The organism is Plantactinospora sp. WMMB782, from assembly GCF_049179135.1.
In the GTDB taxonomy this organism is placed as follows: domain Bacteria; phylum Actinomycetota; class Actinomycetes; order Mycobacteriales; family Micromonosporaceae; genus Plantactinospora.
Genome location: NZ_JBMHMC010000007.1, coordinates 4,871,574 through 4,893,779, shown reverse-complemented (window position 1 = coordinate 4,893,779; position 22,206 = coordinate 4,871,574). Strand labels below are relative to the sequence as shown.

Sequence of the window (22,206 nt, the reverse complement as noted above, 5' to 3'; positions counted from 1 at the left end):
CCGCCGCCCAGCGCGCGGACGACCCGCCCACAGGCAGCCGGCACCGGCGGTCCGACCACGACCGTGGCGCCCGCGATGTCGGGTGGTCCTGAGAGCTGTGGGTAGTGGAACCCCAACTTCTAGGCGACTTACACCCATGTCACTACTACATCTAGGGGTCGACCGTATGTCGCCGAACAGCCGAGGTCAAGTTGAACAGGCGTGGCGCGGCCCGCAAATCTTCCAACCGCGGCACCGGGGACGCGGTTACCGCCTCGCCGGCAGGATCAGCCGCTGACCGGGGTGCACCGTGTGGTCCTCCAGCCCGTTGAGCCGGCGGATCTCGTCGATCACCGCGAACGGCCGCCCGCCGGGCCGGTGCCGCTCGGCCACCGACCAGAGGGTGTCACCGGGCAACACCACCGCGGTCTCCGCCGGCCGGGCCGGGTCGGCCGCCCGGGAGGCCGGCGAGAGGACCGCCGCCAGCCCGGCCACGAGAAGCAGCAGCAGCACCGTCACGACCAGCCGGCCCCGGCGGGTCAGCCGCAACCGGCCGGCACCCCCGGAAGCCCTCGGGTACCCCGTCGGACCCATCGCGACCTCCAAGATCGAACATAAGTTCGAACGAACGGACGTACGATGGTTTATCAGAACAGGCGTTCGATGTCGAGCCGGCGGAAGCGACACGCCGCGCGGAATGTCGTACAGATGTTTGAAACTATGTGATCTCACCTATACGGTTTTGCACATCGACACCGGGACCGCGTGGCACGCGGCACCGGTGCCGAGCCTACGACGCACCACGAGCCGCCAAGGCACCCACCGCCACCAGGAGGACGACGTGTCGACCGACGACCGGACGAGCCGGCAGAAGCCCCAGAAGAGCGGCGCACCGGGCAGCCGGGCCAGCCGACGTACGGCCGCGCCGCGCAGCCGGGAGGGCGGCCCGGCCCTGCGTGCGGTCACTCCGGTGGTGAGCGCCTTCCCCGACCTGGTCTCGGCCGACCTCACCGCCCGGCAGCGGCGCATCCTCGAGTTCATCCGCGACTGGGTGGAGCGCTACGGCTATCCGCCGAGTGTGCGGGAGATCGGCGAGGCGGTCGGCCTGGTCTCTCCGTCGAGCGTCGCTTACCAGCTCAAGGAGCTGGAGCGGAAGGGCTTCCTCCGACGCGACCCCAACCGGCCCCGCGCCGTCGACGTGCGCCCGCCGAGCGAGCTGATCGACGACGAGACCGCCCGCGCCCAGCGCCCCACCCCGGCCTACGTGCCACTGCTCGGTCAGATCGCCGCCGGTGGCCCGATCCTCGCCGAGCAGGCCGTCGAGGACATCTTCCCGCTGCCCCGGGAACTGGTCGGCGAGGGCGAGGTCTTCATGCTCCAGGTCAAGGGCGACTCGATGCTCGACGCGGCGATCTGCGACGGCGACTGGGTGGTCGTCCGCCAGCAGCCCACCGCGAACTCGGGCGAGATCGTCGCGGCGATGCTGGACGGCGAGGCGACGGTCAAGACCTACCGCCGCCGCGACGGGCACGTCTGGCTGATGCCGGCCAACCCGGCCTTCGACCCGATCCCCGGCGACAACGCCACAATCATGGGCCGGGTGGTGGCGGTCCTGCGCCGAATCTGACGCCAGCGGATCAGCGGTAGTCGTAGTCGTCCGGGGGCCTGTTGGAGCGCTGCCGGGGCTGGCCGTACTGGCCGCCCCGGGGCGCTCCGCCACGCGGCCCGGCGCCCTGACCACTGCGCGGCTGGTCGCTCCACTGGTCGTCCGGACCGGGGCGACCACCCCGACCGTTGCCGTTGCCGTAGGTGCCGCCGGAGGGCTGCCCGCCGTAGACACCGCCACCACCGCCACCACCGGCCCGGGGGCGACCGGCCGGGGCGCCGCCGCTGCCGCCGTACACGCCGCCGCCCGAGGGACGGCCGGCGCCGCCCTGGGAGCGTCCGCCACCTCCGCCGCCCTGGGGACGGCCACCGGCACCCTGCGGTCGGCCACCGCCCTGCGGTCGGCCACCGCCCTGCGCACGGCCGCCGCCGCCCTGGGGGCGTCCGCCGCTGCCGCCGTACACGGCGCCGTCGCCGGCCGGCTTCGCGCCGCCGTAGCCAGCACCGCCGGCCGGCTTCGCGCCGTACACGCCGCCGCCCGAGGACCTGCCCCGGCCGGCCGGCTCGTAGTCGTCCGCCGGACGGTCCGAGCGGTAGCCGTCGTCGTACCCGCCGGAGCGCGCCGGCCCCCAGTTCGAGTCGTCGTCGTAGTCCGATCGCCGGCCACCGGGCTGCTCCCGGTCGCCGCCCGGCACCCGACCCCGGCCCGCCCTCGGGTCGACGTCGTCACCGTCCGGCCCGACGGCACCCAGACCGTCGTCCCTCGGCCGCTTGCGAGCCCGCACGATCCCGAAGATGCCGAGCCCGACCAGCAGAGCGCCGAGCACCCCCACCGCCGCGATCAGGTAGGTGATGTCGTCCAGGGTCAGCGAACTGGTCCAGGAACCCGCCGACTTCTTCGTGTCGGCCTCGGATCCGCCGGCGCCCGCCGCCGCCAACTCCTTCGCCGGGGTGTAGCTCAGTACCGTCACCTCCGCGTCCTCGTCGTTGAGCGAGGCGACGTCGGAGACGGTGAGGAAAGTCTTGCCGTCGGGGGTGTAGGCGATCGCCTCGCCGAACGGGTCGGCCAGGGCGGTCATCCGGGGCTTCCCGGTGGTCAGGGTCTTGACCAGGTCGTCATCCTGGACATCCCACTCGAAAGCGTCCGCGTACGTCCGCAGCACCACCCGGCCGCCGTCCGGCGAGCGGGCCGCGCCGGTGACGGTCACCCGGCCCGCCCCGCCGAACGGGTTGGCGGTGGTGGACTTCGGCAGGCTGATCTCACCGGCCTTCGTCAGCGGCACGCCCTCCTCGTTGTTCTTCTCCAGGGCCGCGCTCGGCTTGAAGATCTCCGCCTTGCCGGACGTCTTGGTGATGATCAGCGGTACGTCGTCGGCGCCGATCAGCAGCGCCTCCGCGTCATGCCGCTTGTTACCGGGAAAGGTGAGCCGGTGCAGGACGGGCTTGGACGCCCCGCTGACCGGCATGCTCCAGAGCACGACGCTGGAGCGCCGCTCGGAATCGTTGTCCCCCGTGTCGGCGATCCAGACGGTCTTGCCGTCCGCCGAGAGCGCGAGATCCTCCGGGTCGCGCGGATTGCTCGCGAACTGGACGGCCTTCTTCAGCTTGCACCTGGTGTCCAGCAGGAAGACCCGCTCCCGGGAGGCGTCCTCGCTCCCGTCGTTGACCAGCACGTAACCACTCGACGTAGCGATCATGCCGGAGAGTTCCGTCATCCGCTCGTCGGTGATGGTGCAGACCTTCTTGCCGGCAGCGGCGGAGGCCGCGACAGCTCCGAACCCGAGGCTGGCTCCGAGCAGGCCAAGGGTCAGCCCGAGCAGGCCGGAGGCAACCAGCACCATGGAGAGGACTCGCCGCATCCGCCCAGTGTCGCATGCGGATGCCGCCAACCGGGGAGGCGGCGTGATCGACGCTCCGTCACCGTCCAACGGTACGCGGGGTCATCCCACTACCTCCCCGTACGGGGCCAGCTCCGCGGCGAGCGCCTCGTCCACCCGTACGTGCAGTTTCGTCCCCTCCGGCAGGTGTGCGGTGCCGAGCACCTCGCCCCGGCGGTGCACCCGGGCCACCAGGTCACCCCGGTCGTACGGCAGTACCGCGCGGACCTCGACCGCCGGGCGGGGCAGCCGGGCCTCGATGGCCGCCCGGACGTCCTCGACACCGCCCCCCGTACGCGCCGAGACGAAGACCGCCTCCGGCCACGCCCGCTTCAACCGGAGCAGGGTCTCCTCGTCCGCCGCGTCGGTCTTGTTGACCACCAGCAGCTCGGGGAGCTTGTCGGCGCCGACCTCGGCAAGCACCTCGCGTACCGCCCGGACCTGCTCCTCCGGGTCGGCGTGCGCCCCGTCGACCACGTGCACGACGAGATCGGCGTCGGCCACCTCCTCGAGGGTGGAGCGGAACGCCTCGACGATCTGGTGCGGCAGGTGCCGGACGAAACCGACCGTGTCGGCCAGGGTGTAGATCCGCCCGTCGGCGGCGTACGCCCGGCGGGTCGTCGGGTCCAGCGTGGCGAAGAGAGCGTCCTCGACAAGTACCCCGGCATTGGTCAGCCGGTTGAGCAGGCTGGACTTGCCCGCGTTGGTGTAGCCGGCGATGGCCACCGCCGGTACGTTGTTGCGGACCCGCCGGGCCCGCTTGGTGATCCGGGCCGTCCGCATGTTCTTGATCTCGCGACGGAGCCGGGAGATCCGGATCCGGATCCGCCGCCGGTCGGTCTCCAGCTTGGTCTCACCGGGACCGCGCAGCCCCACCCCGCCGCCGGCGCCGCCACCACGGCCGCTACCACCGGCCTGCCGGGAGAGGCTCTCACCCCAACCACGCAGCCGGGGCAGCAGGTATTCGAGCTGGGCCAGCTCGACCTGCGCCTTGCCTTCCCGGCTCTTGGCGTGCTGGGCGAAGATGTCGAGGATCAGCGCGGTCCGGTCGACGACCTTGACCTTGGTGCGCTGTTCCAGGTTGCGCAACTGGGACGGGGACAGCTCACCGTCGCAGATCACGGTGTCGGCGCCGGAGGCCAGCACCACCGAGCCGAGGTCGTCGACCTTGCCCCGGCCGATGTAGGTGGCCGGGTCCGGCCGGTTGCGCCGCTGGATCAGGCCCTCGAGCACCTGCGAACCGGCGGTCTCGGCGAGCGCGGCCAGCTCGGCGAGGGAGTTCTCCGCCTCGGTCACCGAGCCTTCCGTCCAGACGCCGACCAGGACCACCCGCTCCAGCCGGAGCTGCCGGTATTCGACCTCGGTGACGTCGGCGAGCTCGGTGGAGAGGCCGGCCACCCGGCGGAGCGCCTGGCGGTCCTCCAGTTCCAGCTCGCCCGTGGTGACGTCGTCGCCATCGATGACGATGGCGTCAAGGTCCTCGTCCGCCAGCCGAACGAAGCTTTCCTGGTCTCGCAAGCCGTTCCTCCTGATCTCGTCCTGTCCGTCCAGCCCGTCCGCTCGCCGTCCGGCTGTCACCTTCCGGTGGTCGGCCCGGCCGGTCGGAAGTTGGCGGGTTCCGTACCCGCCACGCGCGCCGGGCGACGTTCGTCGCACTTGTCACGCTCTGCGCGCTGGTCGCAATCAATCGTTACACGCGCGCTCCCCGGACGCACCCGCTATATGCCCGGCTTCCGCCGGGTCGCCCGTGCCTCGCGGCGACGCTCACCCGCCCACCGCCGGAACTCCGCCAGGCACGCGGCCACCCAGCGGCCGAGGACGCGCAGGCTGGGCTGGACGGCGTTCGCGCCGACATGCTCCGCCAGCAGGCAACCCAGCAGGACCGGAACGAGGGCCAGCGCGAGCAGCACCCCCGGCCACCAACCGGTGGCGGCGTACCCGGCGAGCAATCCGACCATTCCGAGCGAGGTGAGCAGGCCCAGGCCGAGTGCCCCGCGCAGTAGTGGCGACACCAGCGGCAGGCACCGCCACGGTGTGCGCCCGCCGTGGCGCAGCAGCCGGCTCCAGAAGACGACCGGGACCACGACGATCAGTGCGGCGGCCACCCGTACCGGTACGGTGGCCGGCTCCGGCAGCACCGCGGCGGTGAGCGGAGCGGCCACGGCGAGCAGGCCGGCGCCGGCGGTCAACCACAGGCTCGGCCCGGCAAGCGCCCGGCGCACCGGCCAGATCATGGCCAGCGGGCCGGTGCCGGCCGGGTCGTCGGCGGCGAGGCCCTTGACGGTACGCATGAAGCCGTCGACCCGCCCCCGGTCGGCGTGCAGGAGCGCCAGCAGGCGGCGACCCTCGACGTTGTCCGGATCGCGCCGCAACGCCGCCCGGACCGCCGCCTCGGCCGCGGCCCAGTCGCCGGCAGCCCGTTCCACGTTGGCCAGGGTCAGCAGCGAGAAGACCGAGTCCGGGTCGCCCGCCAACGCCTGCCGGGCCGCCTCCCGCGCCCGGTCGTACTCCTTTTCGAAGGCGAGCGCGCGGGCCAGCGTCCGGTAGCTCCGGGATTCCTGTGGATCGAGTCGAATCCCCTCGGTGGCGGCCCGCACCGCCGCCTCGCCCCGGGAGAGCGCGAGCAGGCACTCGGCCCGTTCGACGTACGTGTCGGGGTAGTCGGGCGCGACGGCCACGGTGGCGGCGCAGACGGCGAGGGACTCGGCGTACCGCTCGCACATCCGGAGCAGGTATGCGAGCAGGACCAGCAGCTCCGGGTCGTCGGGCGTGGTGACCAGCCCGGCCCGGATCTGCCGCTCGGCGTCGGCGTACCGGCCGGACTCGAGGAGCAGCCGGGCCCGCTGACGCACCTGCGCGACCGGTTTCGATACCTCGGACATCAACACATCTTGCCGGTCCCACCGACGGTCCGCGCGGGGCAGGTCCGAGCACCTGCCCGGACCTCGGAGTCAATCATCTAGTGTGGTGCGGACTCGCCGGGCGTCGGCCGGCCGACGGACGATCCGGCCCGCGGGCGAGAATGTTACGGCGGCAGCGAGGCCGCGGTAGGACGACGGAGGACCACGTGGCGATCACCCGACTGCCGAGTGCCGGTTTCTCGATCACCATCCGGATCAGCGTAACGGCGGACGCCTCGGCCATCGGCCGGCTGACCACCTGCGTCGGCGAGGCCGGTGCGATCGTCACCGCACTCGACGTGGTCGACTCCGACCCCACCACGGTGGTCGTGGACCTCACCTGCGACACCGCCGACGCCACCCACGCCGACCAGGTGGTGAAGGCCCTGACCGCGCTGGACGGGGTGGACGTCCGGAAGGTCTCCGACCGCACCTTCCTGCTGCACCTCGGCGGCAAGATCGAGGTTTCCCCGAAGGTGGCGCTGCGCAACCGGGACGAGCTGTCCCGGGCGTACACCCCGGGTGTGGCGCGGGTCTGCCTGGCCATCGCGGAGAACCCCGCCGACGCGCGGCGGCTCACCATCAAGCGGAACACCGTGGCGGTGGTCACGGACGGCTCGGCCGTACTGGGACTCGGCAACATCGGCCCGGCCGCCGCACTGCCGGTGATGGAGGGCAAGGCCGCGCTCTTCAAGCGGTTCGGCGGGGTGGACGCCTGGCCGGTGGTGCTGGACACCCAGGACCCCGACGAGATCGTCTCGATCGTCCGGGCGATCGCACCGCAGTACGGCGGGATCAACCTGGAGGACATCGCCGCGCCGCGCTGCTTCGAGATCGAGAACCGGTTGCGCGAGATGCTCGACATCCCGGTCTTCCACGACGACCAGCACGGCACGGCGATCGTGGTGCTGGCCGCGCTCACCAACGCGCTCCGGGTGGTCGGCAAGAAGCTCGCGGACGTCCGGGTGGTCGTCTCCGGTGCCGGCGCCGCCGGTACGGCGATCATGAAGTTGCTGCTCCGGCAGGGCGTCGGCGACATCATCGCGTACGACCGCCAGGGTGCCCTGCACCGCGGCCTGGACGGGCTGAACCCGGCCTGGCAGTGGCTCGCCGAGAACACCAACCGGGACGGCTTCTCCGGTGACCTCAGGGCGGCCCTGAACGGCGCGGACGTCTTCATCGGGGTGAGCGCCCCCAACCTGCTCACCGGCGACGACATCGCCGGGATGGCCGCCGGCTCGATCGTCTTCGCGCTGGCCAACCCGGACCCGGAGGTGGACCCCCGGGAGGCGCGCCGGCACGCGGCGGTGGTCGCCACCGGCCGGTCCGACCAGCCCAACCAGATCAACAACGTACTCGCCTTCCCTGGCGTGTTCCGCGGCATGCTCGACGCGCACGCCGAGGAGTTCACCGAGGAGATGGCGATCGCCGCGGCCCGGGCCATCGCGGACGTGGTGGGAGCCGAAAAGATCAATCCCACGGTCATCGTGCCGAGCGTCTTCGACTCCCGGGTGGCCCCGGCGGTGGCCGCCGCGGTGCGGGCCGCCGCGCAGCACCCGACGCCCCCGCCGGCCGCGGATCCCGGGCCGGCCGACCTCCCCGAGATCGCCGCCAAGGAAGCCGCCCCGGCCAGCCCGCTGTCGGGCTGACCTGCTCCGGAGCGGAAGGCGCCGACCTGTTCGGAGTGGGAGCGCTCAGGCGGCGAGCGTGGCCAGGTCGACCTCGCCGTGCGCGACAAGCACAGCCGGGCCGGCCAGCCAGCAGCTCTCGTCACCGACGGTCACCGTCAGCCGGCCGCCGGGCACGTCCACCGCCACCACTCCACCGGTACGCCCGGCGTCGCGCAGCGCCACCGCCGCCACCGCACAGGCGCCGGAGCCGCAGGAGAGCGTCTCGGCCGAGCCGCGCTCGTAGACCCGCATCCGCACGTGCACATCGGCACCGTCGACCGGCTCGGCCGGAGCGACGAACTCGACGTTCACGCCGCTCGGGAAGGCCGCCGGGTCGAAGCCGGGTGCCCGGGTCAGGTCGAGCCCGCCCAGCTCGATGCTTGCCGGCAGTACGCAGACCAGGTGCGGGTTTCCGCAGTCCACGGCGGTACCCGCCAGGGTCAGCCCGCCGAGCGTCGCCACGGCACCCCCGGTGATCCGGGGCGCCCCGAGATCCACCGCGATCTCCCCGGCCGCCACCTCGGCCCGGACCACTCCGGCCCGGGTGGCGATCGGCAGGCTGCCGTCGACCGGCTCGGCCAGCCCGTTCGAGATCAGATATCTGGTGAAGACCCGGACCCCGTTGCCGCACATCTCCGCGACGGAGCCGTCGGAGTTCCGGTAGTCCATGAACCACTCGGCCGCGTCGGCGTACCCGACCGCGTCCGGGTGCTTCGCCGCCCGGACGACCCGCAGTACCCCGTCCGCGCCGATACCGCGACGGCGGTCGCAGAGCGCCGCCACGATCGACGGGGTCAGGTCGAGCTGGCTGTCTGGGTCGGGCAGGAGCACGAAGTCGTTACCGGTGCCGTGGCCCTTGGTGAACCGCACCCGTCCATCATCCCCGAGCGGCCGTCGGCCCCACCGGGCACCCTCGCCCGCCGCCGTCATATCAGCGGGCCCGACCGACTCTTCCACCCCGTCCGTCCCAGCCATCCGGCCCGTCACCACTTCCTCACCGCCGGGCCCGGGCCCGGCGACCCGGCCGGCCACGGCGGGTCAGCCGGCGACGCTGGACCGGCCGGCGAGGACGGGTCGGCGGGTGACACCGGGTCGGCCGGCGGCGGGTCGGCCGGCGGCGGGTCGGCCGGCGGCGGGTCGGCCGGCGGCGGGTCGGCCGGCGGCGGGTCGGCCGGCGGCGGGTCGGCCGGCGGCGGGTCGGCCGGCGGCGGGTCGGCCGGCGGCGGGTCGGCGAGGAGTGCCAGGGCTGCCTCGACCAGGTCGTCCCGGGCGCCGTCCAACCAGTGGATCCGCCGGTCGCGCCGGAACCAGGAACGCTGCCGCCGGACGAAGCGCCGGGTCGCCCGGACCGTGTCGACCCGCGCCTCCGGCTCGGAGATCTCGCCGTCGAGCAGCCGGAGGACCTGCTGGTAGCCGAGCGCCCGGCTGGCGGTCCGCCCCTCCCGCAGGCCCTGCTCCACAAGCGCCCGGGTCTCGTCGACCAGACCGTCGGCCCACATCCGGTCCACCCGTACGGCGATCCGCTCGTCCAGCTCGGCCGTCTCCCGGTCCACTCCGAGCTGCATTACGTCGCCGTAGTACGGCGTCGGGTGCGGCAGCGCGGCGGTGAACGGCGCGCCGGTCAGCTCGATCACCTCCAGCGCCCGCACGATCCGCCGCCCGTTGCCGGGCAGGATGTTCTGCGCCGCCGTCGGATCGGCGGCCCGCAGCCGGGCGTACAGCGGAGCCGGCCCGGACTCGGCGAGTTCCGCCTCCAGCCGGGCCCGGACCAGCGGGTCCGTTCCGGGGAACTCGAACTCGTCGAGCACCGCCCGGACGTAGAGTCCCGAGCCGCCGACCAGCAGCGGTACCCGTCCCCGGGCCAGGATGTCGTCGACCGCCGCCCGGGCCAACGCCTGGTACGCCGCCACGCTGGCCGGTTCGGTCACCGCCCAGATGTCCAACAGGTGGTGCGGTACCCCGGCCCGCTCGGCCGGGGTCAGTTTGGCGGTGCCGACGTCCATCCCACGGTAGAGCTGCATCGAGTCCGCGTTGACCACCTCGCCACCGAGCGCCTCGGCCAGCGCGACGCTCAGCCCGGACTTGCCGGTGGCGGTGGGGCCGACGACTGCGACGACCCGGCCACGCCCGGTCATGCCGACGCTCCGTCCGGCCCAGCGGATGGTGGCGGGGTCGGCGCCGACGGCAGCCAGTTCGCCACGAAGTAGCTGACCCCGTAGGGCGCGGCATAGTAGGTGAGGTCGCCGTGCCAGGGTGACCCGCTGCCGGCGGCGGCGAGTACCTGCCAGGGCGCCCGGCCGGCGACCAGCAGCCGGGTCGCGAGTTCCGGCTCCAGGCCGAGCAGGGCGGAGCAGTCGGCGTCCCGCAGTGCCGCGGCCGTCCGGTCGTCGTAGGGGCGGGCGCGCGGGTCGTCGTACCCCGGGGACCGCTCGCCCCGGCAGGCCGACCCGTCCCCCGACACCAGCAGCGCGACCCGCTCGGTCGGATTCGCGACGAGTTCGGCACCGATCCGCCGGCACTGCTCGACAGTGGCATCGGCGGCGACGACGCGCCCCCGGTGCGGCCCGGTCGCACCCGCCCGGTTCAGCAGCCAGGCCCCGACAAGCAGACTGAGCGGCAACCCGGGCCGGCCGGTCCGGGCCTCGCCGGGTGCCAGCCGTACCTCCCGATCCAGCCCGTACGGCCGCAGGCTGCCGAAGTCGCCGGGCCCGTAGTGGTCGCTCCGCTCCCCCGCTCCCACCAGGACGACGACGTCCGGCCCGGCCGTCAACATCCGGCCGACGGCCTCGACACAGGCCGTACGGAGATCATCCAGCTCACCGGCCGCGGCGGCGGCAAGTTCCGGAACGAGCAGCGGAGGATGTGGGCAGACGGCGGCGGCGACCAGTGGCACGCCCCCACCGTAGCGGGGGAGCGAACCTTACACCCGCAGGGCGGACGATCCGGGTGCGCTCTAGGACACCGTATGGTCACGGTCGACGATAGGCGCTCGACGCGGACCGGGTTGGACCTGTGACAATGCCGGGAGGAACTTCGCTGCGCCGTGGCGGCGACCGCCGGGGACCCCCATCCCCGGCAGCGCCGGGAGAACGAGGATGGGCTCATGAGTGACTGGACTGCCTTTGGACGGGTGGATGCGGACGGGAACGTCTACGTCAAGACGGCCGAGGGTGAGCGGATGGTCGGGTCCTGGCAGGCCGGTGCGCCGGAGGAGGGTCTGGCCCACTTCGCCCGCCGCTTCGCCGACCTGGTCACCGAGGTCGACCTGACCGAGGCCCGACTCAACTCCGGGGCGGCGGACCCGTCCGGATCGCTCGCCACCATCCGGCGGCTGCGGGCCTCGCTCGCCGACGCGCACGTGGTCGGTGACATCGACGCGCTCGCCACCCGGCTGGACCGGCTGGCCACCCTCGCCGAGGGCAAGGCCGGCGAGGCGCGGGCGGCCCGGGAGACCGCGCGGGCCGAGGCGGTGGCCAGGAAGACCGGTCTGGTCGAGGAGGCCGAGAAGCTGGCCGCGGAGTCCACCGGGTGGAAGACCGCGGGCGACCGGCTCAAGGAGATCCTGGAGGAGTGGAAGACCATCCGGGGGGTCGACAAGAAGACCGACGGCGAGCTGTGGAAGCGGTTCGCGGCTGCCCGGGACGGCTTCACCCGGCGCCGTGGGGCGCATTTCGCCACCCTGGACGCCCAGCGCAAGCAGGCTCAGGCGGCCAAGGAGGAGCTGGTGGTCGAGGCCGAGTCGCTGGCCGACTCGACGGACTGGGCCGCCACCGCCAACCGGCTGCGGGAGCTGATGGCCGAGTGGAAGGCCGCGCCGCGTGCCTCGAAGGAGGCCGAGGAGCGGCTCTGGGAACGCTTCCGCGGTGCCCAGGACAGCTTCTTCTCCCGGCGTAGCGAGGTCTTCTCGGCGCGGGACGCGGAGCAGCGCGGCAACCTGGAGCGCAAGCAGGCTCTGCTCGCCGAGGCCGAGGCACTCGACGTCGACGGCGATCCGCGTGGTGCACAGGCGAAGCTGCGGGAGATCCAGGGGCAGTGGCACGAGGCGGGTCGGGTGCCCCGGGAGGCGGCGGCCAATCTGGACCGCCGGCTGCGCGCGGTGGACGAGAAGGTCCGCCAGGCGATGGACTCGGCGTGGCGGCGTACCGAGCCGTCGGCCAACCCGCTGCTCGCGCAGATGCGCGACCAGGTCGCCGAGGCCGAGCAGCGGCTGGCCCGGGCTCAGGCGGCCGGTGACGCGAAGCGGATCCGGGAGGCCGAGCAGGCCCTCGTCGCCAAGCGCCGGTTCCTGGAACTCGCCGAACAGGCCAGCTGACCGAACGGGCCAGCTGACCGTCCACGCAGGACGGGCCGGCTGAGCGCCGCGGACGGGTTGGGTCCGCTGGAGCGGACCGTGGCCGCTGGAGCGGACCGTGGGGACGGACAGCGTCCGCGCCTGAGCGGGTGCACCGTCTCACCGGGCCGCCCGGTACGTCCGGGCGGCCCGCCGCGCTCCGGCCCCCGGTTCGTTCCGGGTGGCCTTCCCGTTACCGCCGCCCGGACGTACCGGGTGGTCTTTCCGTTCCGGGCGTCCGGCCGTCCGGCCATTTACAACCATCGAAGACCGTGATTCCATCTTGAGGAAAGCGCTTGCCTTCGCGGGTCGCCAGAACCGGCCGCCGTACGGAGGTGGCGCGGGCGTGGGAGCCATCGTCTCGAAACACGGCTTGGATCCGCGGCGCGGGTCGGCCGGCCACCGGGCGCCGCCGGGCAACGGCACCCGAGGTGACCGGTGCGGCGCGCGTGCGTCCGAACGAGAAGGAGAGCACGATGCTCGTACGACGGCGCCGGACGGCGCTGATCCTCGGCACTGCCGCCACCACCGCCGCGCTCGCCGGAGCGGGTGTCATCACCGCCGTCTCCGCCTACGCCGCGGTCGGCTGTTCGGTCAGCTACTCGGTCGGCTCACAGTGGCCGGGCGGCTTCAACGGCAACGTCACGATCACCAACCTCGGTGACCCGCTCAACGGCTGGACACTGCGCTGGTCCTACTCGGCCGGCCAGGCGGTGACGCAGGCGTGGAGCGCGAACGTGACGCAGAGCGGCAGCCAGGTCACCGCGACGAACGTCGACTACAACGGCAGTGTCGGCACCAACGCCAGCGTGTCGTTCGGGTTCAACGGCAGCTACTCGGGCTCCAGCAACCCGGCGCCGACCAGTTTCACCGTCAACGGCGTGACCTGCACCGGCAGCACCAACCCGGGTACCCCCGGACCGACCGCGACCACCCGGCCGCCGACCACCCCGCCCACCACCCCGCCGACCAGCGGCCCCACGCTGCCGCCGCAGACCGGGCTGGTCGGCTGGGCCACCCAGAACGGCGGCACCTCCGGCGGCGGCAACGCCGCGGCCACGACGGTGACCAGCGCGTCGGCGCTGACCAGCGCGGTCGGTTCCAGCAGTGCGGCGGTGATCAGGGTCTCCGGCACCATCTCCTGCTCCGGGATGCTCCGGGTCCGCTCCAACAAGACGATCGTCGGGGTCGGCTCCGGTGCCACCATCTCCGGCTGCGGGCTCAACATAAACGGCGACCGCAACGTCATCATCCGCAACCTCAACTTCCGGGGCTGGGACGACGACGCGATAAACGTGCAGGAGTCGGCGACGAACATCTGGATCGACCACAACAGCTTCACCAGTGGGTACGACGGAGCCGTGGACATCAAGCGCGGCTCGGACTTCGTCACCGTCTCCTGGAACCGGGTCTACGGCCACGACAAGTCGATGCTGCTCGGGCACAGCGACGACAACGCCAGCCAGGACCGCGGTCACCTGCGGGTCAGCTACCACCACAACTGGTTCGACGGGTCCAACCAGCGGCACCCCCGGGTCCGGTTCGGCAACCCGGTGCACGTCTACAACAACTACTACAACAACATCGGCGGCTACGGTGTCGCCTCCACCGAGGGGGCCGGCGTACTCGTCGAGGGCAACTACTTCGAGAACACCGACGACCCGTACCACCTCGGTGAGGGCGACTCGGGGCCGGGCAGCCTGGTCGCCCGGAACAACCACTTCGTGAACTCCGGTGGCGGGCAGACCGGCGGCAGCGTGGCCGGCATCCCGTACTCGTACCAGCTCGACAGCGCCAGCAGCGTGAAGTCGATCGTCACCAGCGGTGCCGGCACCGGCCGCATCGGCCTCTGACACCCGCAGCGGGCAGGGCTGCCGCCGTCGCCCGTCAGGAGGCGGCGGTGGCCCTGCCCGACAGACTCAGCCGTTGCAGGCGGCGGCGGTGGGCAGCGGCGGCGGCACACCGATGGTGGGCAGGCCGAGCGACACCCCACCGGTACGCGGTGCCCGCCCCGCCTCGGCCGCGTCCCCGGCCCGGGTACGCCGGTGGGCCAGCGGCTCCCCGTCGGCGTTCAGGTGGTGCGGTGCCGCGTAGCTGACCGTGGTGTGCACGATGTCGCCGGGCCGGATCCTCCCCTCGTACGAGCCGGCGGCGAAGTGCACCAGCCGGCCGTCCCGGGCCCGCCCGGAGAGCCGTCCGGTCCGCTCGTCCTTGCGGCCCTCGCCGACCGCGACAAGCACCTCGACCGGGCTGCCGACGAGCTTCCGGTTCTCCGCCCAGGTGATCTCCTCGACACAGCTGATCAGCCGCTCGTAGCGCTCCTGGACGACAGGCTTGGGCAACTGGTCCGGCATGGTCGCGGCCGGGGTGCCCGGGCGCTTGGAGTACTGGAAGGTGAACGCCGAGGCGAACCGCGCCTCCCGGACCACGTCCAGGGTGCGTTCGAAGTCGGCCTCGGTCTCGCCCGGGAACCCGACGATGATGTCGGTGGTGATCGCCGCGTCCGGCATCGCCGCCCGGACCTTTTCGATGATCCCGAGATAGCGGTCCGCCCGGTACGACCGGCGCATCGCCCGGAGCACGTCGTCCGAGCCGGACTGCAACGGCATGTGCAGCGAGTGGCAGACGTTTGACGTCTCGGCCATCGCCGCGATCACGTCGTCGGTGAAGTCCTTCGGATGCGGGCTGGTGAACCGGACCCGCTCCAGCCCGTCGACCTCGCCGGTGGCCCGGAGCAGCTTGCCGAACGCCAGCCGGTCGCCGAACTCCACGCCGTACGAGTTCACGTTCTGGCCGAGCAGGGTGACCTCCAGCACACCCTCGGCGACCAGGGCGCGTACCTCGGCCAGGACGTCGCCGGGACGGCGGTCCTTCTCCCGACCACGCAGGGCCGGCACGATGCAGAAGGTGCAGGTGTTGTTGCAGCCCACCGAGATCGACACCCAGCCGGCGTACGTCGACTCGCGCCGGGTCGGCAACGTGGAGGGGAAGACCTCCAGCGACTCGAGGATCTCCACCTCGGCGGCGGTGTTGTGCCGGGCCCGCTCCAGCAGCACCGGCAGCGACCCGATGTTGTGGGTGCCGAAGACCACGTCCACCCAGGGCGCCCGGCGGACGATCTCGCCCCGGTCCTTCTGCGCCAGGCAGCCGCCGACCGCGATCTGCATGCCGGGGTGCTTGTCCTTGACCGGACGCAGGTGCCCGAGATTGCCGTAGAGCCGGTTGTCGGCGTTCTCGCGTACCGCACAGGTGTTGAAGACCACGACGTCCGGATCGTCGGAGTCGGCGGCGCGCACGTAGCCGGCCCGCTCCAGCAGTCCGGAGATCCGCTCGGAGTCGTGCACGTTCATCTGGCAGCCGTAGGTGCGCACCTGATAGGTACGCGGGCTGCCGGGGGCTGCGGTAGTCATGACAGTGACAGAGTATCCGCAGGACCCGGGAAGCCCGATCCCCCGGGACGTCCACCCCTGCCCCGACGGGAAGGTAGCGCCATGTGCCGGAGCATCAAGACCCTTCGCCAGCCGTACGCCGAGGTCGTCACCGAGACGGACATCGAGGCGGCGGCGTTGCAGTACGTCCGCAAGATCTCCGGGTTCCGGGCCCCGGCCGCGCACAACGCGGCGGCTTTCGACGCCGCGGTGGCCGCCGTGGCCGAGGCGACCCGGAACCTGCTCGACCAGCTCGTGGTGAAGGGCGGCACCGGCCGCCCGGCGCCGACCGAGCAGGCCGCAGGCTAGCGACCAGGCCGCCCGGCGCCAACCGACCAGAACGCCCGGCAGGCGAGCGGGCCGCGCCGAGAAGGGCGACCGGGCGACCCCGGGTCGGGGGTCAGGCGGCGGCGAGGGCCGGGATCACCGAGTCCGGGACCCAGCGCGACCGCTGGCAGGGCGACCAGCCGCGGCAGCGCGGGCTGAGCACGGAGCAGAGCCGCTGCTCGGAGAGGACCTCGCCGTCCTCGTTCTCCCGCACCTCGTGGTGCACCGGTCGGATGGTGCCGTCCGCCGCCACCAGCAGGTGCCGTCCGGCGTCGAGGGTGTCGTCCGGCAGCAGGCAGGCCCGGCCCAGCCGCCGGGCGAACGCCGCGACGGCGCCCACCTCCGGCAGCCCCGCCGGCACCCCGTAGCAGTCGACGGAGGTCGGAAAGTCCCCGGGACGGTGCCACACGTCGACAAGCAGCGCGCCGGACGGCACCCGGGCCGGGTCGACCCCGCCGAGCGGCAGCACCGGTACGTCGAGCGCGTCGGCAAGCGCGAGGCGGATCTCCGAGGCGGCGACGCGCCTCTCCGTCCTCCAGTTCCACAGCTCGATCATTGCCGCCTCCTCGCCGTAATCGTTCGTGGCTGGATGCCGGTCCCACCTCGGGCATCCCCCGTCGGGCCGGATCACCCCTGGTGCCTGGGTGTAACGGCCTCACCCACGATGGTGCCGGGCACACCGGGTCGAGAGCGGCTAAGTTACCGGTCTGTGACCATATCCGCCGAAATAGACGAGCCTTGACTACCTATTGTAGTCGGAGCGGCACCTCGTTCCGGTGCGGCCTCGCCGGTGACGCTCACCCAGCGTGGCCTGTGTCGCCGGCCGGTCGGGCACCGGACAGTTCCTCAACCGACCATGCTCCGACCTGGACGGGTGCCGGAGCCGGGCTCCTCGGTCCGACTGGCGACCCGGGGACGACTGCTGAGATCCACGACACGCCCGACACACCATCTGGTGTTGCCCATCTGCCATCACACCCAGATATGGTGTTGCCCGCAGCTGGTTCGGCCGTCCTGACTGGTCGGTCGAGGCAACAGGGAACCCGGTGGAAGTCCGGGACTGCCCCGCAGCGGTGAGTGGGAACGACCGCCGTCAACCAAGCACTGGACCAGCCGGTCCGGGAAGCGACGGCCAGTAGGCGACGCCCCGGCGTCCTGCCCACGAGTCCGAAGACCTGCCAGCGCGCCGTACGCCGACCGGTGTGCGGCGGTCGGAGGCCGCGCGGGACGGCCGACGCCGGAGCCGGACGCGGTTGTCGCCGCGGGCCGGTGGCGTCCTCCCGCGCGCCCGACGACCTCGGGCGAGGCGTGAGGAGAGGGCCATGACGGTCGCGCAGGAGCAGACCGCTGTGCCGGAGCAGGATGCCGTTGGTTCGGGGCAGGCTGCGGGGCGGGAGCAGGTCGTGGTGCCGGAGCAGCGCCGGCAGGTCATGCGGGTCCGCAAGCGGAACGGCGACCTGGAGTCGGTGGACGTCAACAAGATCGTCCGGGCCGTGCAGCGCTGGGTCGACGACCTGGCCGAGGTGGATCCGCTGCGCGTGGCGACCAAGACGATAAGCGGGCTGTACGACGGGGCGACCACCGCCGAACTGGACAGGCTCTCGATCCAGACGGCGGCGGAACTGATCGGCACGGAGCCGCAGTACTCGAAACTGGCGGCCCGGCTGCTGGCCGCGTTCGTGGACAAGGAGGTACGCGGCCAGGGGGTGGCCAGCTTCAGCCAGTCCATCCGGTACGCGCACGGCCTGGGCCTGATCGGCGACGACACGGCCGCGTTCGTGGCCCGCCACGCCCGCAAGCTCGACGACGCCGTCGACCCGGACGGCGACCGGCGGTTCGAGTACTTCGGGCTGCGTACCGTCGCCGACCGTTACCTGCTGCGGCATCCCGAGACCCGGCTGGTGGTGGAGACGCCCCAGCACTGGCTGCTGCGGGTCGCCTGCGGACTGTCCCGGACGCCGGGCGAGGCGATCGGGTTCTACCGGCTGATGTCGTCGCTTGCCTACCTGCCGAGTTCGCCGACGCTGTTCAACTCCGGCACCCGGCACACCCAGATGTCGTCCTGTTTCCTGGTCGACTCGCCGCGCGACGAGCTGGACTCGATCTACGAGCGCTACCACCAGGTGGCGAAGCTGTCCAAGTTCTCCGGTGGCATCGGCATCTCCTGGTCCCGGGTGCGGGGTCGGGGCGCGCTGATCCGGGGCACCAACGGGCGGTCGAACGGAATCGTGCCGTTCCTCAAGACGCTCGACGCCGGGGTGGCGGCGGTGAACCAGGGCGGCCGGCGCAAGGGCGCGGCCTGCGTCTACCTGGAGCCGTGGCACCCGGACATCGAGGAGTTCCTGGAACTGCGGGACAACACCGGCGAGGAGGCCCGGCGTACCCACAATCTCAACCTGGCGAACTGGATCCCGGACGAGTTCATGCGCCGGGTCGAGTCCGACGGCGACTGGTCGCTCATCGACCCGTCCGACGCGCCCGAACTGCCCGACCTGTTCGGGGACGCCTTCGACGAGGCGTACCGGGCGGCCGAGAAGAAGGCCGTGCGGACCGTGCAGGCCCGGGAGCTGTACGGGCGGATGATGCGCACCCTCGCGCAGACCGGCAACGGGTGGATGACGTTCAAGGACGCCTCGAACCGGCTCTCCAACCAGACCGGCGAGCCGGGCAACACCATCCACCTGTCGAATCTCTGCACCGAGATCCTGGAGGTCAACAGCGACACCGAGACCGCGGTCTGCAACCTCGGCTCGGTCAACCTGGCCGCGCACGTCACCGCCGAGGGGGTCGACTGGGCGAAGCTGCGCGACACCGTACGCACGGCCGTGGTGTTCCTGGACCGGGTGATCGACATCAACTACTACCCGGCGGCGCAGGCGGCGGCGTCGAACCCCCGCTGGCGGCCGGTCGGGCTCGGGCTGATGGGCCTGCAGGACGCGTTCTTCACGCTGCGTCTGCCATTCGACTCACCGCAGGCCCGGGAGCTGTCGACCCGGGTCCAGGAGGAGGTCTTCCTTACCGCGTTGGAGACCTCGGCCGGGCTGGCGGAGCGGTTCGGGCCGCATCCGGCGTACCCGCAGACCCGGGCGGCCCGGGGTGAGCTGCACCCGGAGCTGTGGGGTGCGGAGCCGGCCCAGGCCCAGCGGTGGGCCGCGCTGCGGTCGACGATCGCCGCGCACGGCCTGCGCAACTCGCTGCTTGTCGCGATCGCCCCGACGGCGACGATCGCCTCGATCGCCGGCTGCTACGAGTGCATCGAGCCGCAGGTCTCCAACCTGTTCAAGCGCGAGACGATGTCCGGGGAGTTCCTCCAGATCAACACCTATCTGGTACGCGAGCTGAAGGCGCGCGGACTCTGGACGGCGCCGATCCGCGACCAGATCAAGCGGGCCGACGGCTCGGTGCAGGGCATCTCCGAGCTGCCGGCGGAGGTACGGGAACTGTTCCGCACGGCGTGGGAGCTGCCGCAGCGGGCGCTCATCGACCTCGCCGCCGCCCGCGCGCCCTACGTCGACCAGTCGCAGTCGCTGAACCTGTTCATGAGCGCGCCGACCATCGGCAAGCTCTCCTCGATGTACCTGCACGCCTGGAAGTCCGGGCTGAAGACCACCTACTACCTGCGGTCCCGACCCGCCACCCGCATCCAGCAGGCCACCGTCGCCGTCACCCCGGTCGTCAAGCCCCTTGTGACCATGAGTGACGACGAGGCGCTGGCCTGTTCCCTGGAAAACCCCGAGAGCTGCGAGGCATGCCAGTGACCACCACTCCCGATCTCCGTACCAGCACCGACACGAGTGAGCGGCGGATGCTGCTCGACCCGGGAATGGACCTGACGCTGCGGCCGATGCGCTACCCGCAGTTCTTCGACCGGTTCAAGGACGCGATCAGGAACACCTGGACCGTGGAGGAGGTCGACCTGCACTCCGACCTCGCCGACCTGGCCCGACTCTCGCCCGCCGAGCAGCACCTGGTCTCCCGGCTCGTCGCGTTCTTCGCCACCGGGGACACCATCGTGGCCAACAACCTGGTGCTGAACCTCTATCAGCACGTCAACTCCCCGGAGGGCCGGCTCTATCTCTCCCGGCAGCTCTTCGAGGAGGCGGTGCACGTCCAGTTCTACCTGAACCTGCTCGACACGTACGTCCCGGACGAGCGGGAGCGGTTCGCGGCGTTCGCGGCGGTGGAGAACATCCCGTCGATCGCCCGCAAGGCCGAGTTCTGCTTCAGGTGGATCGACTCCATCTTCGAGCTGCGGGAGTTGCGGACCCGCGAGGACCGGCGGGCGTTCCTGCTCAACCTGATCTGCTTCGCCGCCTGCATCGAAGGACTGTTCTTCTACGGCGCCTTCGCGTATGTCTACTTCCTGCGCTCCCGGGGGATGCTGCACGGGCTCGCCTCCGGCACCAACTGGGTGTTCCGGGACGAGTCCATGCACATGGCGTTCGCCTTCGACGTCGTGCAGACCGTACGCGCCGAGGAGCCGGAACTGTTCGACGCCGAGCTGGAGCAGCAGGTGCGGCAGATGCTGGCGGAGGCGGTGGAATGCGAGGTGCAGTTCGCCGAGGACCTGCTCGAACAGGGCGTCTCCGGTATGTCGCTTGCCGACATGCGCGAGTACCTCCAGCACGTCGCCGACCGCCGGCTGGCCGTACTCGGCATCGAGCCGATCTACGGCAGCCGCAACCCGTTCGCGTTCATGGAGTTGCAGGACGTCCAGGAGCTGTCGAACTTCTTCGAGCGGCGGGTCTCGGCCTACCAGGTCGGGGTGACCGGCTCGGTCAGCTTCGACGACGACTTCTGATCGGGGAACGTGTGGCCTGACGAGCACCGCGTGATCTGACGAGGGCCGCTGACCTGTCGAGCCGGACCGGTCGGCGGTCCTCGTCGTAGGATGGCGGTGCTCATTCGCCACGGTCGTACGCCCGGGCGTCGACCCTCTTCACGGTTCAGCCGCGCGGTACGCAGAGGCGCGGCTAGGCCATCGATGTCCAGCAGCGGCGCCGCATCGCGCCCATCGAGCCGGTCACCGCTCGCCGCGCATGAGCTGGTCAAGCTCATCAGACTTGATCCGGATCCGGGGCTTCTTCTTGCCAGTGCCGATCGGCACGGCGCTAAGCCGGCCCGCGTACACGAGGCGGTAGACCGTCGACGCCGACGCGTCGAGCAATGCGGCGGCCGCCTGGACCTTCAGCAGTCGGTGAGCCATGCATCGAAGTTGCATGTTCCTCGCTACCCGGACCGGACACCTTGTCTGAGGTCGCAGCGTCACGATCACTTCGCCGGGCGGTCAACGGACAGCGAGTCCGAATCCGGCTTACATAGTCCCAATAGCGTGCTGCGACCGGCGAATTCCGAGCCCGGAGGGTCGCCCATGACGTCGTCGCCCCGAATCGGGAGCAGCAGCCCGCAGGGAATCGCGTAGGAGGCGCTGGGACCAGGGTGACGCTTCGGTTCTATGACTCGACCGGCCAGGCGTGGGAGCGAGTAGACAACGGTGAGCCGGTGCGGGCAGGTGGTCTGCTCCCCGGTGGCCTCACCGGGCTGTCGTAAGCCGAGGCTCTACGGCAGCGGCAGCACGAGCACGTCCATCGGCGGGATCAGCTTCGGCCGGATCATGCCGTGCTGCTGCCAGCCCATCCGCTCGTAAAGCTGGCGGGCGGGCGCCGCCGGATTGCTCGCCAGGATCGCGTACGGCTCCGGCCGGCCGTCGAGCAGCATTGTCAGCAGCCGCCGACCGACGCCCTGGCCCCGGTACGGCCGGCGCACCATCCACTCCGGGATCGTCAGCTTCGGCACGCCAAGCAGGTGCTCCGGCGGTTCGTCGGCCCGCGGCTCCATCCACTCACCGGCCGGCATCGTGTGCCCATAGGCGGCACCGATAATCCGGTCCCCGTCCATCGCCCGGGCCAGGCTGAACCCGGGTTGCCGGCGCTGTGCACGGAACCAGCGCCGGAACTGGGCGGTGTGCTCCGGCCCCTCCTCGTACGGCGGTTCCGCGTACACCTCGGCGTACAGGCGCTCCAGCTCCATCGAGAGCGGGCGGGCCTGGTCGGCGTCGACCAGTTCATACACCAGGTCAGGCATGGTTGG

The 22,206-nt window shown here is 71.9% G+C and carries 17 protein-coding genes, 1 pseudogene and 1 riboswitch; of the genes and pseudogenes, 7 read left to right on the top strand and 11 right to left on the bottom strand.

Annotation, left to right across the window (positions count from 1 at the left end; translation table 11 throughout):
- Nucleotides 1-246: 246 nt before the first annotated feature.
- Entirely contained in the window at nt 247-573 is a 327-nt protein-coding gene (locus tag ACN28A_RS24185) for a LysM peptidoglycan-binding domain-containing protein (RefSeq protein WP_421398342.1), read from the bottom strand.
- Between the two features lie 247 nt (nt 574-820).
- Here ACN28A_RS24185 and lexA point away from each other — a divergent pair, with 247 nt between their 5' ends.
- Nucleotides 821-1,606 (top strand): transcriptional repressor LexA, encoded by a 786-nt coding sequence (lexA, locus tag ACN28A_RS24180; protein ID WP_421398340.1) that lies wholly within the window; start codon nt 821-823, stop codon nt 1,604-1,606.
- Between the two features lie 10 nt (nt 1,607-1,616).
- On the opposite strand, the gene ACN28A_RS24175 is transcribed toward lexA, so the two are convergent.
- The 3 genes from ACN28A_RS24175 to ACN28A_RS24165 form a co-directional block, all read right to left on the bottom strand.
- The gene (locus ACN28A_RS24175) at nt 1,617-3,443 is read right to left on the bottom strand and encodes a hypothetical protein (RefSeq protein ID WP_421398337.1); all 1,827 of its coding nucleotides are present in this window, start codon (nt 3,441-3,443) and stop codon (nt 1,617-1,619) included.
- An 81-nt stretch (nt 3,444-3,524) separates the two neighbouring features.
- Nucleotides 3,525-4,979: a GTPase HflX gene (hflX, locus tag ACN28A_RS24170; protein ID WP_421398335.1), complete on the bottom strand. Its 1,455-nt coding sequence runs from the start codon at nt 4,977-4,979 to the stop codon at nt 3,525-3,527.
- A gap of 200 nt (nt 4,980-5,179) precedes the next feature.
- Nucleotides 5,180-6,343, bottom strand: a complete 1,164-nt coding sequence (locus ACN28A_RS24165) for a tetratricopeptide repeat protein (RefSeq protein WP_421398334.1) — start codon at nt 6,341-6,343, stop codon at nt 5,180-5,182.
- Between the two features lie 140 nt (nt 6,344-6,483).
- Here ACN28A_RS24165 and ACN28A_RS24160 point away from each other — a divergent pair, with 140 nt between their 5' ends.
- Nucleotides 6,484-8,010 (top strand): NAD-dependent malic enzyme, encoded by a 1,527-nt coding sequence (locus tag ACN28A_RS24160; protein ID WP_421398332.1) that lies wholly within the window; start codon nt 6,484-6,486, stop codon nt 8,008-8,010.
- A gap of 45 nt (nt 8,011-8,055) precedes the next feature.
- On the opposite strand, the gene dapF is transcribed toward ACN28A_RS24160, so the two are convergent.
- The 3 genes and pseudogenes from dapF to ACN28A_RS24145 all read right to left on the bottom strand — a co-directional run bounded on the left by dapF (nt 8,056) and on the right by ACN28A_RS24145 (nt 10,924).
- The gene (gene dapF, locus ACN28A_RS24155) at nt 8,056-8,901 is read right to left on the bottom strand and encodes a diaminopimelate epimerase (RefSeq protein ID WP_421398329.1); all 846 of its coding nucleotides are present in this window, start codon (nt 8,899-8,901) and stop codon (nt 8,056-8,058) included.
- 371 nt (nt 8,902-9,272) lie between these two features.
- A pseudogene (gene miaA, locus ACN28A_RS24150) lies at nt 9,273-10,166 on the bottom strand (tRNA (adenosine(37)-N6)-dimethylallyltransferase MiaA); the annotation flags it as partial.
- Nucleotides 10,163-10,924, bottom strand: a complete 762-nt coding sequence (locus ACN28A_RS24145) for a class III extradiol dioxygenase subunit B-like domain-containing protein (protein ID WP_421398326.1) — start codon at nt 10,922-10,924, stop codon at nt 10,163-10,165. The pseudogene miaA and the gene ACN28A_RS24145, both read right to left, overlap by 4 nt.
- A 210-nt stretch (nt 10,925-11,134) precedes the next feature.
- Here ACN28A_RS24145 and ACN28A_RS24140 point away from each other — a divergent pair, with 210 nt between their 5' ends.
- On the top strand, nt 11,135-12,343 hold the full coding sequence (locus ACN28A_RS24140; protein ID WP_421398324.1) for a DUF349 domain-containing protein: 1,209 nt from the start codon (nt 11,135-11,137) through the stop codon (nt 12,341-12,343).
- 494 nt (nt 12,344-12,837) lie between these two features.
- Nucleotides 12,838-14,214, top strand: a complete 1,377-nt coding sequence (locus tag ACN28A_RS24135) for a cellulose binding domain-containing protein (protein ID WP_421398322.1) — start codon at nt 12,838-12,840, stop codon at nt 14,212-14,214.
- 66 nt (nt 14,215-14,280) lie between these two features.
- On the opposite strand, the gene miaB is transcribed toward ACN28A_RS24135, so the two are convergent.
- Nucleotides 14,281-15,771 (bottom strand): tRNA (N6-isopentenyl adenosine(37)-C2)-methylthiotransferase MiaB, encoded by a 1,491-nt coding sequence (gene miaB / locus ACN28A_RS24130; protein ID WP_421398319.1) that lies wholly within the window; start codon nt 15,769-15,771, stop codon nt 14,281-14,283.
- An 81-nt stretch (nt 15,772-15,852) separates the two neighbouring features.
- Here miaB and ACN28A_RS24125 point away from each other — a divergent pair, with 81 nt between their 5' ends.
- The gene (locus ACN28A_RS24125) at nt 15,853-16,098 is read left to right on the top strand and encodes a DUF2277 family protein (RefSeq protein ID WP_421398317.1); all 246 of its coding nucleotides are present in this window, start codon (nt 15,853-15,855) and stop codon (nt 16,096-16,098) included.
- A gap of 91 nt (nt 16,099-16,189) precedes the next feature.
- Here ACN28A_RS24125 and ACN28A_RS24120 read toward each other — a convergent pair whose 3' ends face one another.
- On the bottom strand, nt 16,190-16,672 hold the full coding sequence (locus ACN28A_RS24120; RefSeq protein WP_421398315.1) for a hypothetical protein: 483 nt from the start codon (nt 16,670-16,672) through the stop codon (nt 16,190-16,192).
- A gap of 428 nt (nt 16,673-17,100) precedes the next feature.
- A riboswitch (cobalamin riboswitch) is annotated at nt 17,101-17,313 on the top strand.
- A gap of 125 nt (nt 17,314-17,438) precedes the next feature.
- On the opposite strand from ACN28A_RS24120, the gene ACN28A_RS24115 reads away from it, so the two are divergent.
- Both ACN28A_RS24115 and ACN28A_RS24110 read left to right on the top strand, forming a co-directional pair.
- On the top strand, nt 17,439-19,874 hold the full coding sequence (locus tag ACN28A_RS24115) for a ribonucleoside-diphosphate reductase subunit alpha (RefSeq protein ID WP_421398313.1): 2,436 nt from the start codon (nt 17,439-17,441) through the stop codon (nt 19,872-19,874).
- Nucleotides 19,865-20,917 (top strand): ribonucleotide-diphosphate reductase subunit beta, encoded by a 1,053-nt coding sequence (locus ACN28A_RS24110; protein WP_421398311.1) that lies wholly within the window; start codon nt 19,865-19,867, stop codon nt 20,915-20,917. Before ACN28A_RS24115 ends, ACN28A_RS24110 begins: the two co-directional genes overlap by 10 nt.
- A gap of 222 nt (nt 20,918-21,139) precedes the next feature.
- Here the strand turns inward: ACN28A_RS24110 and ACN28A_RS24105 are convergent, their stop codons facing one another.
- Together ACN28A_RS24105 and ACN28A_RS24100 are read right to left on the bottom strand one after the other, a co-directional pair.
- On the bottom strand, nt 21,140-21,322 hold the full coding sequence (locus ACN28A_RS24105; protein WP_421398309.1) for a helix-turn-helix domain-containing protein: 183 nt from the start codon (nt 21,320-21,322) through the stop codon (nt 21,140-21,142).
- 353 nt (nt 21,323-21,675) lie between these two features.
- Nucleotides 21,676-22,200, bottom strand: coding sequence for a GNAT family N-acetyltransferase (locus ACN28A_RS24100; protein WP_421398307.1), 525 nt, complete (start codon nt 22,198-22,200; stop codon nt 21,676-21,678).
- Between the last annotated feature and the right edge of the window lie 6 nt (nt 22,201-22,206).

Bases quoted from the DNA above. Each gene is read 5' to 3' on its own strand.
- ACN28A_RS24185 (WP_421398342.1), bottom strand. From the start codon at position 573: ATGGGTCCGACGGGGTACCCGAGGGCTTCCGGGGGTGCCGGCCGGTTG.
- ACN28A_RS24110 (WP_421398311.1), top strand. From the start codon at position 19,865: ATGCCAGTGACCACCACTCCCGATCTCCGTACCAGCACCGACACGAGT.
- ACN28A_RS24125 (WP_421398317.1), top strand. From the start codon at position 15,853: ATGTGCCGGAGCATCAAGACCCTTCGCCAGCCGTACGCCGAGGTCGTC.
- ACN28A_RS24105 (WP_421398309.1), bottom strand. From the start codon at position 21,322: ATGGCTCACCGACTGCTGAAGGTCCAGGCGGCCGCCGCATTGCTCGAC.
- ACN28A_RS24115 (WP_421398313.1), top strand. From the start codon at position 17,439: ATGACGGTCGCGCAGGAGCAGACCGCTGTGCCGGAGCAGGATGCCGTT.
- ACN28A_RS24135 (WP_421398322.1), top strand. From the start codon at position 12,838: ATGCTCGTACGACGGCGCCGGACGGCGCTGATCCTCGGCACTGCCGCC.
- ACN28A_RS24165 (WP_421398334.1), bottom strand. From the start codon at position 6,343: ATGTCCGAGGTATCGAAACCGGTCGCGCAGGTGCGTCAGCGGGCCCGG.
- miaB (WP_421398319.1), bottom strand. From the start codon at position 15,771: ATGACTACCGCAGCCCCCGGCAGCCCGCGTACCTATCAGGTGCGCACC.
- ACN28A_RS24140 (WP_421398324.1), top strand. From the start codon at position 11,135: ATGAGTGACTGGACTGCCTTTGGACGGGTGGATGCGGACGGGAACGTC.
- ACN28A_RS24160 (WP_421398332.1), top strand. From the start codon at position 6,484: ATGTTACGGCGGCAGCGAGGCCGCGGTAGGACGACGGAGGACCACGTG.
- ACN28A_RS24175 (WP_421398337.1), bottom strand. From the start codon at position 3,443: ATGCGGCGAGTCCTCTCCATGGTGCTGGTTGCCTCCGGCCTGCTCGGG.
- ACN28A_RS24120 (WP_421398315.1), bottom strand. From the start codon at position 16,672: ATGATCGAGCTGTGGAACTGGAGGACGGAGAGGCGCGTCGCCGCCTCG.
- ACN28A_RS24100 (WP_421398307.1), bottom strand. From the start codon at position 22,200: ATGCCTGACCTGGTGTATGAACTGGTCGACGCCGACCAGGCCCGCCCG.